This is a genomic window from Pseudarthrobacter sp. BIM B-2242 (assembly GCF_014764445.1).
Lineage (GTDB): Bacteria > Actinomycetota > Actinomycetes > Actinomycetales > Micrococcaceae > Arthrobacter > Arthrobacter luteus_A.
Genome location: NZ_CP061721.1, coordinates 2865170 through 2879252 on the forward strand (window position 1 = coordinate 2865170; position 14083 = coordinate 2879252).

General features: G+C 63.6%; 12 protein-coding genes. 3 read left to right on the forward strand and 9 right to left on the reverse strand.

Translation table 11 applies throughout. The features are described 5' to 3' along the window. Positions 1-18: 18 nt before the first annotated feature. The gene (gene galE / locus IDT60_RS13135; RefSeq protein WP_191079379.1) at positions 19-1032 is read left to right on the forward strand and encodes a UDP-glucose 4-epimerase GalE; all 1014 of its coding nucleotides are present in this window, start codon (positions 19-21) and stop codon (positions 1030-1032) included. A gap of 69 nt (positions 1033-1101) precedes the next feature. Here the strand turns inward: galE and IDT60_RS13140 are convergent, their stop codons facing one another. The 3 genes from IDT60_RS13140 to fdxA all read right to left on the reverse strand — a co-directional run bounded on the left by IDT60_RS13140 (position 1102) and on the right by fdxA (position 4094). Beyond that, positions 1102-2388, reverse strand: coding sequence for a citrate synthase (locus IDT60_RS13140; RefSeq protein ID WP_164198747.1), 1287 nt, complete (start codon positions 2386-2388; stop codon positions 1102-1104). 229 nt (positions 2389-2617) lie between these two features. Then, positions 2618-3754, reverse strand: coding sequence for a succinyldiaminopimelate transaminase (gene dapC / locus IDT60_RS13145; protein ID WP_223883716.1), 1137 nt, complete (start codon positions 3752-3754; stop codon positions 2618-2620). A gap of 13 nt (positions 3755-3767) precedes the next feature. Further along, positions 3768-4094 carry a ferredoxin gene (fdxA, locus tag IDT60_RS13150; protein ID WP_013601705.1) on the reverse strand — a complete coding sequence of 109 codons (327 nt, stop codon included), beginning with the start codon at positions 4092-4094 and terminating at the stop codon, positions 3768-3770. Positions 4095-4229: 135 nt separating this feature from the next. Here fdxA and IDT60_RS13155 point away from each other — a divergent pair, with 135 nt between their 5' ends. Further along, positions 4230-4472 (forward strand): hypothetical protein, encoded by a 243-nt coding sequence (locus IDT60_RS13155; RefSeq protein ID WP_223883717.1) that lies wholly within the window; start codon positions 4230-4232, stop codon positions 4470-4472. 49 nt (positions 4473-4521) lie between these two features. Here IDT60_RS13155 and IDT60_RS13160 read toward each other — a convergent pair whose 3' ends face one another. Beyond that, entirely contained in the window at positions 4522-5331 is an 810-nt protein-coding gene (locus IDT60_RS13160; RefSeq protein WP_191079380.1) for a type IV toxin-antitoxin system AbiEi family antitoxin domain-containing protein, read from the reverse strand. Positions 5332-5527: 196 nt separating this feature from the next. Next, positions 5528-7456 (reverse strand): translational GTPase TypA, encoded by a 1929-nt coding sequence (gene typA / locus IDT60_RS13165; protein ID WP_164198746.1) that lies wholly within the window; start codon positions 7454-7456, stop codon positions 5528-5530. Between the two features lie 275 nt (positions 7457-7731). On the opposite strand from typA, the gene IDT60_RS13170 reads away from it, so the two are divergent. Continuing rightward, entirely contained in the window at positions 7732-8580 is an 849-nt protein-coding gene (locus tag IDT60_RS13170) for an SGNH/GDSL hydrolase family protein (RefSeq protein ID WP_191079381.1), read from the forward strand. 73 nt (positions 8581-8653) lie between these two features. Here the strand turns inward: IDT60_RS13170 and IDT60_RS13175 are convergent, their stop codons facing one another. From IDT60_RS13175 to IDT60_RS13190, 4 genes are all read right to left on the reverse strand, one after another. Next, entirely contained in the window at positions 8654-10369 is a 1716-nt protein-coding gene (locus tag IDT60_RS13175) for an ABC transporter ATP-binding protein (RefSeq protein ID WP_223883718.1), read from the reverse strand. A gap of 11 nt (positions 10370-10380) precedes the next feature. Next, the gene (locus tag IDT60_RS13180) at positions 10381-11331 is read right to left on the reverse strand and encodes an ABC transporter permease (protein WP_164198743.1); all 951 of its coding nucleotides are present in this window, start codon (positions 11329-11331) and stop codon (positions 10381-10383) included. Further along, positions 11321-12250 (reverse strand): ABC transporter permease, encoded by a 930-nt coding sequence (locus IDT60_RS13185; protein ID WP_164198742.1) that lies wholly within the window; start codon positions 12248-12250, stop codon positions 11321-11323. The genes IDT60_RS13180 and IDT60_RS13185 overlap by 11 nt, the downstream gene beginning before the upstream one ends. Before the next feature lie 133 nt (positions 12251-12383). Further along, positions 12384-14069: an ABC transporter substrate-binding protein gene (locus IDT60_RS13190; RefSeq protein ID WP_191079383.1), complete on the reverse strand. Its 1686-nt coding sequence runs from the start codon at positions 14067-14069 to the stop codon at positions 12384-12386. Positions 14070-14083: the final 14 nt, after the last annotated feature.

The following is a 14083-nucleotide window of genomic DNA, read 5'->3' on the forward strand; positions in this document are numbered from 1 at the left end:
TGGGATAGCGTGGGAGGCATGAAAATTCTGGTCACAGGTGGCACCGGGTACATCGGCTCGCACACTGTTTTGTCCCTGCAGGAAGCCGGTCACGACGTTGTGGTGATCGACAATCTGGTGAACTCCAGCGAAGAATCGCTGCGGCGTGTTGCCGAGCTCAGCGGCAAGACCGCCGACTTCCACAACGTGGACCTCGTGGACGAGGCCGCGGTGGAAAAAGTGTTCGCCGGTCAGTCGATCGACGCCGTCATCCACTTCGCCGGCCTCAAAGCCGTGGGCGAGTCCGTGCGCGAACCGCTCAAGTACTACTACAACAACCTCGTGGGCACGCTGAACCTGATCCGGGTCATGGACCGCCACGACGTTCGTTCCATCGTCTTCAGCTCCTCCGCCACCGTCTACGGCGAGCACAACCCCGTCCCCTATGTGGAGAAAATGGAAATCGGCGCCAACAACCCGTACGGCCGCACCAAGGAACAGATCGAGGACATCCTCGCGGACCTGGGCGCCGCGGACAGCCGCTGGCACATCGCCCTGCTGCGCTACTTCAATCCCGTGGGCGCTCACCCGTCCGGCCGCATCGGCGAGGATCCCCAGGGCGTCCCCAACAACCTGGTGCCGTTCATCGCGCAGGTGGCCGTTGGGCGCCGCGAAAAGCTGATGGTGTTCGGCGGCGACTACGACACGCCTGACGGCACGTGTCTGCGCGACTACATCCACGTCGTCGACCTCGCCGAAGGCCACGTCGCCGCACTGAACCACGTCGCGGACCGCACCGGCGTCTTCCGGTGGAACCTTGGGTCCGGCAAGGGCTCCTCCGTCCTGGAGGTCCTGCGGTCCTTCGAGAAGGCCGTGGGGCAGCCCATCCCGTACGAGATCACCGAACGCCGCGCCGGTGACCTCCCGGCCTTCTGGGCGGACGCCACCTCGGCCCTGGCAGACCTCAGCTGGTCCACCACCAAGACCGTTGACGAAATGTGCGAGGACCACTGGCGCTGGCAGAAAAACAACCCCCAGGGCTACAACGCCTGAAGCACGACAGCGGCCGGCCACCTTCGCGAAGAAGGTGACCGGCCGCCGTCGTTAGTCAGTCAGATCGGGTCAGCGGACCGGGTAGTCGCGCTCCGGCTCGCCGATGTAGAGCTGGCGCGGGCGGCCGATCTTGGTGTTGGGATCGCTGATCATTTCACGCCACTGGGCGATCCAGCCCGGCAGGCGGCCGATGGCAAACAGCACGGTGAACATCTTCTCCGGGAAGCCCATGGCCTTGTAGATCAGGCCGGTGTAGAAGTCCACATTCGGGTAGAGCTTGCGCTGGATGAAGTAGTCATCGTTCAGCGCCTTCTCTTCCAAGCGCAGGGCGATCTCCAGGAGTTCGTCGTTGCCGCCGAGCTTGCTGAGGATCTCGTGGGCCGTGGCCTTGACGATCTTGGCGCGCGGATCGTAGTTCTTGTAGACGCGGTGTCCGAAGCCCATGAGACGGACGCCGTCTTCCTTGTTCTTGACCTTCTCCATGTAATCCTCGGGCTTGGTGCCGTCGGCCTGGATCTGGCGGAGCATCTTGAGGACCGCTTCGTTGGCGCCGCCGTGGGCGGGGCCGAAGAGGGCGTTGATGCCGGCGGAGACCGAGGCGAAGAGGTTCGCGTTGGAGGAGCCCACCAGGCGCACCGTGGAGGTGGAGCAGTTCTGCTCGTGGTCCGCGTGAAGGATCAGCAGCAGGTCCAGGGCCTTGGCAATTACCGGGTCCACCTCGTACTGCTCTGCCGGCAGGCCGAAGCTGAGGCGCATGAAGTTTTCCACGAGGTTGTGGGAGTTGTCCGGGTACAGCATCGGCTGGCCGATGGACTTCTTGTGCGCATAGGCAGCGATGACCGGCATCTTGGCCATGAGGCGGATGGTGGAAACTTCCACCTGCTCGGCGTTGAACGGGTCCAGGGAGTCCTGGTAGAACGTGGACAGCGCCGACACGGCCGACGACAGCACAGGCATCGGGTGGGCGTCGCGCGGGAAGCCGCTGAAGAAGCCCTTGAGCTCTTCGTGCAGCAGGGTGTGGCGGCGGATCTTCTGGTCGAACTCTTCCAGCTCCGTGGGGCTGGGCAGGTTGCCGTAGATCAGGAGGTAGGAAACTTCGAGGAAGCTGGAGTGCTGCGCCAACTGCTCGATGGGATACCCGCGGTAGCGCAGGATGCCCGCATCGCCGTCGATGTAGGTGATCGCAGAGGTGGTTGCTGCGGTGTTCATGAAGCCGGGGTCAAAGGTGACTGCGCCCGTCTGCTTCAGGAGCTTGGAAACGTCGTAGCCTTCGTTTCCTTCAACAACCTGGATGCGCGGGAGCTTGAGCTCGCCCCCTGCATGGTGCAGGGTTGCGCTGTTGTTGGTCTCAGTCATGGAGTCCCCTTCATGAGGCGTCTGGGCCTCTGTCGAAAGCTTGATCCAACATCCGGTGAGCCGCGCACGGGTCCTGTTCCTTCAGGATTCCAACGCACGGGCTGCCTTCTTGTAGAAAGCCACCATTGATAGTCACTTAAAAAGTACCGCCCACATGGCAGGTGTCACTAATCGGCGGCCGTCGAAGTCCCCACAAAACCGGGCGTTTGTGGTACGAGTCACACGATTGTTACGGCGCTGCGGCCAGCCGGGCCACTGCCGCGTCAATCCGCTCGTCGGTTCCGGTGAGGGCGACGCGCACGTAACCGTTGCCGGTTTCGCCATAAAAGACGCCCGGTCCCACCACAATGCCAAGGTCCGCCAAGCGCGCCACGGTCTCCCACGTGCCTTCCCCGGCGGTGCACCAGAGGTACAGTCCGGCGTCGGAATCCTTGATTTCCAGCCCGAAGCGCTGCAGCGCGGGCACCAGTCGTTCACGCCGTCCCCTGTAAAGGTCCTTCTGGGCCAGGACATGGGTATCGTCACCCAGCGCAACGCGCATGGCTTCCTGGACGGGGTACGGCACAATCATGCCGGCGTGCTTGCGGCTGTTCACGAGGTTGGCCATGATGGCGGGGTCGCCGGCAACGAAGGCTGCACGGTAGCCCGCAACGTTGGACTGCTTGCTGAGCGAATAAACCGCCAGCAGGCCTTCATGGGAGCCGCCGGCAACACGGGGATCCAGGACGCTGGGAACCGGATCGCCTCCACGCTGCACGTCCCAGGCACCCCAGCCGAGCTCGGCGTAGCACTCATCCGATGCCACCACCGCGCCGAGTTCGCGTGCCTGCGCCACCAGCGTCTTGAGCGACCCAACGTCGCGTACGCTTCCGGTGGGGTTCCCCGGGGAGTTGACCCAGATGAGGCGCACCCTGGCGCGGGTGTCGGCGTCGAGCTCGTCCAGGTGGTCAGTGGCCACGGACGTGGCACCGGCCAGCGTTGCCCCGATGTCATAGGTGGGGTACGCCACCTTGGGGCGGACCACAACGTCGCCCGGCTTAAGTCCGAGCAGGAGCGGCAGCCACGCCACCAGTTCCTTGGAACCAACCGTCGGCATAACGTTCTTCGGGTCCAGGCCGGGGACACCACGGCGGCGGTCGAACCACGCCGCAATGGCTTCCCGGAGTCCGGCCGTACCGTGCACCGTAGGGTATCCGGGCGCGTCAGCGGCGGCTTTGAGGGCCTCCTGGATCAGGGCCGGCGTAGGGTCCACAGGCGTGCCGATGGAGAGGTTGACCGCCCGGCCAGGATACTCGGAAGCCTTGGCGAGGTACGGGGCCATGGCCTCCCACGGATAGTCGGGCAGGCTCAGGCCAAAAGAGGTCACCGGGTTGCCCGGCTCAGTGGTCTTGGTTCTGCGGCGGCAGGGCGGCAATCATCGGGTGGTCCTTGCCCGTGTTGCCAATCTTCGCGGCGCCGCCGGGTGAGCCCAGGTCATCGAAGAATTCGACGTTGGCCTTGTAGTAATCGGCCCATTCCTCGGGAGTGTCATCTTCGTAGTAGATGGCCTCAACCGGGCACACAGGCTCGCAGGCACCACAGTCGACGCACTCATCGGGGTGGATGTACAGCGAACGCTCACCCTCGTAGATGCAGTCGACCGGGCACTCCTCAATACATGCCTTGTCCTTGACATCTACACACGGCTGCGCGATTACGTACGTCACGTCCCTTGCCTCTCCACGTTGTTTCCGGCGACCGCCGGCACTTGAATCCGGCACATAATCCGGACTGTTGACTTCTGAGCTTATTATCCCCCAGCCCGTTCCCGCGAACCTAGCGGGCCGCCTTAGTATGAACTGGTGAGTCCCGCCCAGCCTACGCCCCGCGAATTCCTGGCCGCCGCCACGCCCGGAACCCGGGTTGTGGTCCGCTACCGGATCGACGGCGGGCTGACGGACGCGCTGGGCCATCTGGTGGCCACGGACGACGGCGAGTGCACAGTCAGGACGCGGAAGGCCGACGTCGTGATCCCCCTGGACCTCGTGGTCGCCGCGAAGGAAGTCCCACCCGCCCCCGAGCGGCGCCGGCCGTCTGCGCAGTAGCGGCGCCGGTCGCTGCGCAGGGACCTCCCGGGCACACGGAGCGGGGGTGTCAACGCGCAGAGCGGCACGTTGCAAGGGCCTGATGCACCATCCGCACGAACTCCCCCGGCTGGCTGAGCAGCATTTCGAAGGTCACCCTGAGCGTGGGGACACCCCGGACAACGGTAACGTTCCATCGCCGCCTGTCCTCCCTGTACGCTGACCGCGTGCTGTGGTGGGCGTATCCGTCCGTCTCAATACCCAGCATCCCATCAACGAGAAGGTCCAGGTGGCCCATCCCCGGAATGTTGACCTGCAGCTCGACCGTGAGCCCCGCATCTTCCAACAAATACCGGGCCATCGTCTCGATTATGGACCCGGATTGAGGCCGGATCCTTGCCACCAGGCCCAGAATGCTCTTTTCACGTAGCGCCGGAAACCGTTCCCTGAGGGCCGGAAGTTGAACCAGCCCCTTCTTCACCGCAGATTCCGCGATGGTCAAGGCCTCAAGCGGCGGCAGGCAGCGGAGCGCTTGGCACACAATATCCAGGGAAGTCAACGGAATGTTGCTTCGATGGACCACGCACCCAACTATGGGCCTGCCGTGCCGCGCGGCCAGATGCGGCAGGTGGGGAGCCCGGACAACCCACAACCCCGCTTCCGCTGCAGCCGTGACACAGCCGGGGACTGCGTAATAACGCCCGGCGTGGATGCGCCAGGGGGCGGCGTCGGGCAGCGCGTAAACGCCCCGGGCCACCCGTTGGATCGACGCATCGAGCACGCCGGCTTCAATGTTCCGGCGGGAGACTCCGGCCTGCCGCAGTGAACTTGAACTGGCGACGCCGCCCAGGGCAGCCAGCGCATCGGTAAGGGTTCGCATGGTTGCATACTGCCGTGCGCCAAGGCCCGGACGCAGCAACGGGGGCTGCTATGTGGACAACCCGTGAGTGCCACGACGCACGGCATGAGCGCGCCGGGAGCGTTCCTGCGCATCGGAACCAGGCTTCAGCTCGCAGCCGGAACGCAAGAATGCCACCGGCGCGGTGCCGGTGGCATTCTTGGGAAACTCCGGGTGGTTAGACCTTGGCGCGGGCGCGGTTGGCCTTTGCACGCTCGTTGGTGTCCAGGATGAGCTTGCGGATACGGATGGACTCCGGGGTCACCTCGACGCACTCGTCTTCGCGGGCGAATTCGAGGGATTCTTCGAGGGTCAGGTCGCGCGGCGGCGTGAGGTTCTCGAAGGTGTCCGAGGAAGCGGCACGCATGTTGGTGAGCTTCTTTTCCTTGGTGATGTTCACGTCCATGTCGTCAGCACGGGAGTTCTCGCCGACGATCATGCCCTCGTAGACCTCGGAGGTGGGCTTGACGAAGAACGAGCCACGTTCCTGCAGGTTGATCATGGCGAACGGCGTCACCACACCGGCACGGTCCGCGATCATCGAACCGTTGGTACGGTATTCGATCGGGCCGGCCCAGGGCTCGTAGCCCTCGGCGATGGATGCCGCGATACCGGCGCCACGGGTGTCCGTGAGGAACTTGGTGCGGAAACCGATCAGGCCACGGGCCGGGACGATGAATTCCATCCGGCACCAGCCGGTACCGTGGTTAGCCATGTTGGTCATGCGGCCCTTGCGGGCTGCCATCAGCTGGGTCACGGCGCCGAGGTACTCTTCGGGCACGTCGATGGTCATGTGCTCCATCGGCTCGTGGATCTTGCCGTCGATGGTCTTGGTGACCACCTGGGGCTTGCCGACGGTCAGTTCGAAGCCTTCGCGGCGCATCTGCTCCACGAGGATGGCCAGCGCGAGCTCACCGCGGCCCTGGACCTCCCAGGCGTCAGGACGCTCGGTGGGCAGGACTTTGAGGGAGACGTTACCGATCAGTTCCTTGTCCAGGCGGTCCTTCACCTGGCGGGCCGTGACCTTGGCGCCCTTGACCTTGCCGGCCAGCGGCGAGGTGTTGATACCGATGGTCATGGAGATCGCGGGATCGTCCACGGTGATCAGCGGCAGCGGCTGCGGGTTGTCGACGTCGGTGAGGGTCTCACCGATGGTGATTTCCTCGATGCCGGCGACGGCGACGATCTCGCCGGGACCGGCGGACTCGGCCGGAACGCGGTCCAGGGCCTTGGTGGCCAGCAGTTCGGTGATCTTGACGTTCTTGAGCTCGCCATTGGCGCGTGCCCAGGCAACGGTCTGGCCCTTGCGCAGGGTGCCGTTGTAGATGCGCAGCAGGGCGAGACGGCCCAGGAACGGCGAGGCGTCAAGGTTCGTCACGTGTGCCTGCAGCACGCCGTTCGGGTTGTACGTCGGGGCCGGGATGTGCTCGATGATGGTCTTGAACAGCGGCTCAAGGTCCTCGTTTTCCGGAGCGGAGCCGTCGGCGGGCTGGTCCAGGGACGCGCGGCCCACCTTGGCGGCGGCGTAAACGACGGGAACTTCGAGGATCTTGTCCAGGTCAAGGTCCGGAACTTCGTCGGCAAGGTCCGAGGCGAGGCCCAGGAGCAGGTCCATGGACTCGTGGACAACTTCCTCGATGCGCGCATCGGGACGGTCCGTCTTGTTCACCAGGAGGATGACCGGCAGGTGCGCGGCCAGGGCCTTGCGCAGCACGAAGCGGGTCTGGGGCAGCGGGCCCTCGGAAGCATCAACGAGCAGCACAACGCCGTCAACCATGGACAGGCCGCGCTCCACCTCGCCACCGAAGTCGGCGTGGCCGGGGGTGTCGATGACGTTGATGGTGATGGTCTCGCCGTTGGAGGACGGTCCGTTGTAGGCCACCGTGGTGTTCTTGGCCAGGATGGTGATGCCCTTTTCGCGCTCCAGGTCACCGGAGTCCATCACACGGTCTTCGAGGTGGTTGTGTTCGGCAAAGGAGTTGGTCTGCTTGAGCATGGCGTCGACCAGGGTGGTCTTGCCGTGGTCAACGTGGGCCACGATCGCGACGTTGCGCAGGTCACTGCGCGATGCAGTGGCTACCGCAGTGTTGGTGGTGGTTTCAGACATGCGTTATTGCTCGATTCAGTGGGTAAGCTGTACGTATCGCCGCATGTCCAACCGGAGTCCACGACGGATTGGCCCATTAACACAGGGCGCCTTCCATTAGTCTAATCGCTGCCATCTAAAAGCGCCTAAAAATCGCACAGCCATCCGGTCGGACGTTGCGTCGGATCGACGTGGCGCACCGGCTGCGACACCGATTCCCTGTGATCAAAGTCACTGGATTTTCCTGGGCTGATGCAGCATCATGGCTGTGACACTTCAAGCCCGGAGAACTACTGATGCGAAAAGCCTCGGCTCTGTCCTGCTTAGTCGCATCGGGAATCGCCGCAGGCGTCCTCCTCACCGGCTGCGGGCAGCCACCTGCGCCACCAGCGTCGTCCACCATCCAGGCTGCCGCGCCCGGGGCCGGGGCGCCGGCTGTCGTGGCCGGGCCCGGGGCGGCCGGTGGCGCGCCAGGGCGGTCCATATCTCCGGGGACGGATCCGGAGCTCCTGGCGGCAGGTTCTGTTTTTCGGAACCCGGCCAGCGGCCGGGACGAAGTGATCGTGCCGGACATGCGCCATACCGCCCTCCTGATCGGTGATTCCCAATCCGAACCCGCTGACGGGTGGCCCCGGCTCGGCCTTGCCTCCGTGGGCTACAAAGTCCACTTCTGCGGGCTCGGCGGAACCGGGTATGTGGCCGACAACGGCAAGACCGGGAATTATCTTGATGCGCTCCTCCGGGGTGACTGGAAGCTGCCCTACGGGACACCTGCGCTGATTGTCATCCAGGGCGGCGGCAACGATGCCGCCCGCGGGGCGACGGACGCACAGATCGTGGCCAACGCCGAGCGCCTGATCGGCGTGCTGAAGGAGCGGTATCCGGGCGCGAGGTTCGCCATGATCGGAACACTGGCGCGGGGAGCCAGCCATGGCGGCGGGCGCAGGACCCAGGTGGATGCACTGCTTGGTACCGTCGCCGCCAGGCAAGGCATCCCGTTCGTCGGCGTCGGCGACTGGCTGACTACATACAATCTCGCCGGGAACCTGGCAGACTCCGTCCACATGGACTCCGCCGGCCGCAAAACCCTGGGCGGACTGCTCGGGTCCCGGCTTCGGCAATTGCAGCTCGTGCCGGTTCCTTAAATGGAGGATGGAGCCGGAACCCCGCAGGGTTTGGCTCCATCCTCTGTTTAACCGGTGCCAGAACCCGGTCCTGTCAGGCCACCTCGGGCGGCAGCATCAGGCGGGCACCGGGAATAGCGTTGAGCAGTGCTTTGGTGTAGTCCTGCTGCGGGGAATCAAAGACGTCATCAGTGGAACCGGTCTCAACCAGCTTTCCCTTTTCCATGACACAGACATGGTCCGCGATCTGCCGGACCACCGCCAGGTCATGGGTAATAAAGAGATAGGTAAGGCCAAGGTTCGACTGCAGGTCCGCAAGCAGGTTCAGCACCTGGGCCTGGACCAGCACGTCAAGGGCAGAAACGGCTTCGTCGCAGATGATCACTTCCGGGTCCAGTGCCAGGGCCCGCGCAATGGCGACGCGCTGGCGCTGGCCGCCGGAAAGTTCATTGGGATACCGCCGCATTGTGGATTGCGGCAGCGCCACCTGGTCGAGCAGTTCCCGGACCTTCTTCTCCCGGCTCGCCTTGTTTCCCACCTTATGGGTGCGCAGGGGCTCTTCGATGGTCCGGAAGATGTTGTACATCGGGTCCAGCGAGCCGTACGGATCCTGGAAAATCGGCTGTACACGGCGCCGGAAGGCGAAGATCTCTTTCCTGTTCAGCGTGGACGTGTCCACGCCGTCGAAAATGATCTTGCCGGATGTGGGAGGCAGAAGGTTCAGCACCATCTGGGCAACCGTGGACTTGCCCGAACCGGACTCCCCCACAATCGCCGTGGTGGTTCCCCGCTTGACGCTGAAGGAGACCTTGTCCACGGCAGTGAAATCCGTTGCCCGTCCCACTCCGGACCGGAGTTTGAAGACCTTGGTCAGGTCCTGGATCTGCAGGACCTCGTCCGGCAGGTCTTTCTCCACGACGGCTTCAGTGGGGGCAAGGAGCTCGTCCGTTTCGATGCCGAGGTCCTTCGCCACCTGGATGCGGCGGGAAGCCAGGGACGGCGCCGAGGACACCAACCGCTGGGTGTACGGGTGGCGCGGGTTGCGCAGGAGTTCGAGTGACGGTCCCGCCTCAACCACCTGGCCGCGGTACATCACCACCACCTTGTCGGCACGTTCGGCCGCGAGGCCAAGATCGTGCGTGATCAGGAGAACGGATGTTCCCAGTTCGGCGGTCATGCTCTCCAGGTGATCGAGGATCTGCCGCTGCACCGTCACGTCCAGTGCGGATGTGGGCTCGTCGGCGATGAGCAGCCTCGGCTGGCAGGACAGGCCGATGGCGATCAGGGCGCGCTGACGCATGCCGCCGGAGAACTCGTGGGGATACTGCTTGGCGCGACGGTGGGCATCCGGCAGGCCGGCCTGAGCCAGCACCTTGGCAATGTCCTCGGGACCGCTGGGCTGGCCGTTGGCCCTCAGCGTTTCCTTGACCTGATATCCGATTTTCCACACGGGGTTCAGGTTGGACATCGGATCCTGCGGGACCATGCCGATGGTGTTGCCGCGAAGCTCGATCATCCGCTTCTCGGAGGCATTGGAGATGTCTTCGCCGTCGAGCAGGATCTGCCCGCCGGATACCCGGCCATTGCCGGGAAGGAGGCCGATGGCCGCCAGGGCTGTTGTGGATTTGCCCGAACCGGACTCACCCACAATTGCCACCGTTTCGCCCGGCATGATGGTGAGGTGTGCGTTGCGCACCGCCTTGACCTCACCGCCGCTGGTGTCAAAGGTGATGGCGAGGTCCCTGATTTCAAGCAATGGCCGGTCGGCAGGTGTTCCTGCCTCGTTGAAACTGACGTCAGACGTTGTCATGTATGCATCCTTCATCGCTGGCGGCTCTTCGGGTCAAGAGCATCGCGCAGGGCATCCCCCAGCATGATGAAGCTCAAGACTGTAACGGACAGGGCGGCAGCAGGGTAGAGCAGGATCGTCGGGTTGGTGCGGATCGAGGTCTGGGCCGCGGCGATGTCATTTCCCCAGGACATGATGCTGCCGGGCAGCCCGATCCCTAGGAAGGACAGGGTGGCTTCGGCCACGATGAACACACCGAGCTCCATGGTGGCCAGGACGATGATGGGTGCCAGTGCGTTGGGCAGGACGTGCCGGACCAGGGATCCGATCGATGAGACACCCAGCGAACGGGCTGCCATCACGAAATCCGCGTTCCGTACTTCGATCACTGCGCCGCGGGTGATGCGGGCCATTTGCGGCCAGCCGAGCACAACGATCACCATCACAACCGTCAGGACGCCACGGTTTTCCCGGAAGATCGGGAGCTGCGTGATGACCAGCGCACCAAGAATGAGCGGGAGGGCGAAGAAGATATCACCAAGGCGGGCAATCACGGCGTCAACCCAGCCGCCGTAGAATCCGGCCAGTGCACCAAGGGTCACACCAATGATCAGCACACACAGGACGGACAGGACGCCAACCGTGATGGACGCCTGGGTTCCGTGGATCATGCGGGAGTAGATGTCACAGCCCTGGAAGGTGAATCCCAGCGGGTGGCCCGCAGACGGTGCGCCGTTGGAGTTGGCCAGCTGGCAGCCGTTGTTGGGCTCCACCTGCGTGAACAGGCCCGGGAATGCAGCCACGATGATCAACAGGACGATCATGATGGAGGAAATGATAAACAGCGGACGACGGCGGAGCTTCCGCCACGCGTCGGCCCACAGGCTTAGCGGTGCTTCGTCCGTCTTGACAGCATCGGTCGCCAGGAGCGGGGTTTCCTCTACCGGGGCGACAAAATGTTCGATTGCGCGGTTACTTTTCATAGCGGATCCTCGGGTCAAGCCAGGCATAGAGCAGATCGACCAACAGGTTGGCGATCACAAAAACGAGTACCAGGACACTCACAATTGCCACGATGGTGGGGCCTTCGCTGCGGATGATGGCCTGGTAGAGCTTCTGGCCAACACCGGGCACATTGAAGATGAACTCCGTGACGATCGCGCCGCCCATCAGTCCGCCGAGGTTGGCTCCCAGGTACGTGACAACCGGAATCATCGAGTTGCGCAGAATGTGGGTGATCACCACACGCGGACGGGACAGGCCTTTGGCTGTGGCTGTCCGGACGTAGTCGGCATTCATGTTTTCGATGACGGAAGCGCGGGTCAGGCGGAGGACGTAGGCGAAGGAAACCAGGCCCAGCACCGTGGCCGGGAGGATCAGGTTTCCCCAGTCTGCGTTCGCCCCGACGGTCGGCTTGGCCCAGCCCAGCTGGACGCCCACCAACAGCTGCAGGACAAAACCAAGGACGAATGTGGGGATGGCGATAACCACGAGCGAGGCCACCAGCACAGTGGCATCGAAGATCTTGCCTTTACGGAGGCCGGCAACCAGGCCGAAGGCGATTCCGAAGACGGCCTGGATGATGAGGGCTTCCACCGCCAGCATGGCTGTCACGGGAAAGATCCGGCCAAGGGTCGCAGCGATGGGCTGGCCGGTGAAGTCGACGCCCAGATTGAAAGTGAAGAGGTTCTTCAGGAACAGCGCGTACTGGATGTAGAAAGGCTGGTCGAGGTTGTATTGCTGGCGTATCGCCGCAATAACGGCTTCGCTGGGAGGCCGGTCGCCGAAGAGCGCGCGGACGGGGTCGCCGGGAAGGGCAAAGACCATGAAGTAGACGAGCAGCGTGGTCCCCAGGAACACGGGGATGACCTGCAACAGGCGGCGGAGGATGTACTGGATCACAGCAGGTCCTCGGCGGCGGATAGGTGATGGAACGGAATCATTGCGAACAGCTTCCTGCCGGTGTCAATGCTATGGGGGCCCGGCCCATAGGCCGGACCCCCATTAGCTTTTTGAGTTGGACGGGTTCAGAGGACTACTTGGCGGTGATGTTGTAGTACTGCAGAACACCGTTCCAGCCGGAGTCCACGTTGGTGACGTTCTGGCTCCAGACCGCCTGACGTGCGGAGTACCAGAGCGGCAGGTTGGGGAGATCCTGGAACAGGATTTCCTGTGCCTCGGTGAACTTGGCGTTGGCGTCGTCCGTGGACTTGGCGGCCAGGCCTTCGTTGAGGAGCTTGTCGAACTCGGGGTTCGAGTATTCCTCGTAGTTGGCGCTGGCGCCGGTCTTCAGGAGCGGGCCCAGGAAGTTGTACAGCGAGGGGTAGTCGGCCTGCCAGCCTGCACGGGTGAAGCCGGGGAGGGTCTTGGCAGTGCGCAGGTTGAGGATTTCGGCGAACTTGGCGAATGCCTGGCCCTCAGCCTTGATACCCAGGTTGTTCTTCAGGTTGTTGGCAACGGCGTCGATCCATTCTTTGTTGCCGCCATCGGTGTTGTACGCCAGCTGAAGGGTCTTGTCGGCCGGCCACGGGCTGATGGCGTCTGCCTTGGCCCATGTTTCCTTGGCCTTGGCAGCATCGAACTTCAGGACCTCGGAGCCTTCAACGTTGTCGTTGTAGCCATCCACAGCCGGGGAGGTGAAGTCCTTGGCCGGGATGCGGGTGCCGTTGAAGATGACCTTGGTGATCTCGTCGCGGTTGATCGCCATGGAGATGGCCTGGCGGCGCAGCTTGCCGGCTTCACCGGTGAACTCCGGCAGGTAGGACGGGATGTTCAGCGTGGAGTTGCCTGCGTACGGCTTGTTCAGGTGGTTATCCGGGAAGTCCGTGGTGTAGGTCTGCAGCGCGTTGGTGGGCAGCACATCCGTGACGTCAAGGTTGTTGGCCTGGATGTCCGTGTAAGCCGGGGCAGGATCGGTGTAGAACTTGAAGGTCACGCCGCCGTTCTTGGCCTCGCGGGTGCCCTTGTAATCAGCGTTCTTGACCAGTTCGATCTGGCTGTCATGCTGCCATGCGCCTTCTTTGGCCATCTTGTACGGGCCGTTGCCCACGGGGTTTTCGCCGTAAGCCTTGGGATCCGCCAGTGCTGCGGAGGGCAGCGGCATAAAGGCGGAGTAGCCCAGGCGCAGGGGCCAGTCGGCCTCCGGCTGGCTCAGCTTGACCTCAATGGTGGTGTCGTCCTTCAGCACCAGGCCGGACAGGGTCTGGGCGGTAGGCGCGGGGGTCTCAACTTCCTTGCCGTCGGCACCGGTGCTCTTAGTGGTGGCGCTGACATCGGCGTAGCCTTCGACCGAATCGAAGAAGCTGCTGTTGCCCTGTGCGTTGGTGCTGAGTGCAGCAAAGTTCCAGGCGTCCACGAAGCTCTTGGCGGTGACTTCCTCACCGTTGGTGAACTTGGTCCCGCTCTTGACCTTGATGGTGTAGTTCTGGCCATCGGGGGATTCGATGGACTCAGCCAGCGCGTTGACCGACTTGCCGCTGGGGTCGTAGCTGGTGAGGCCCTCGAACAGGAGTTCAACCACGCGGCCGCCGTACACCTCATTGGTGTTGGCCGGCAGCAACGGGTGCTGCGGTTCGTTGCTGTACGCGGTGATGACCTTATTGGGGTCACCTGCTGATTCGCTGGCACCGTCATTGCTGCCGCCTCCAGCGCCGCAGCCGGTCAGGGCAAGGGCAGCGATCGCCACCATGCCGAGTGCTTTGGAAGTGCGCGTGAAACGCATTCCGCCTCCTATGA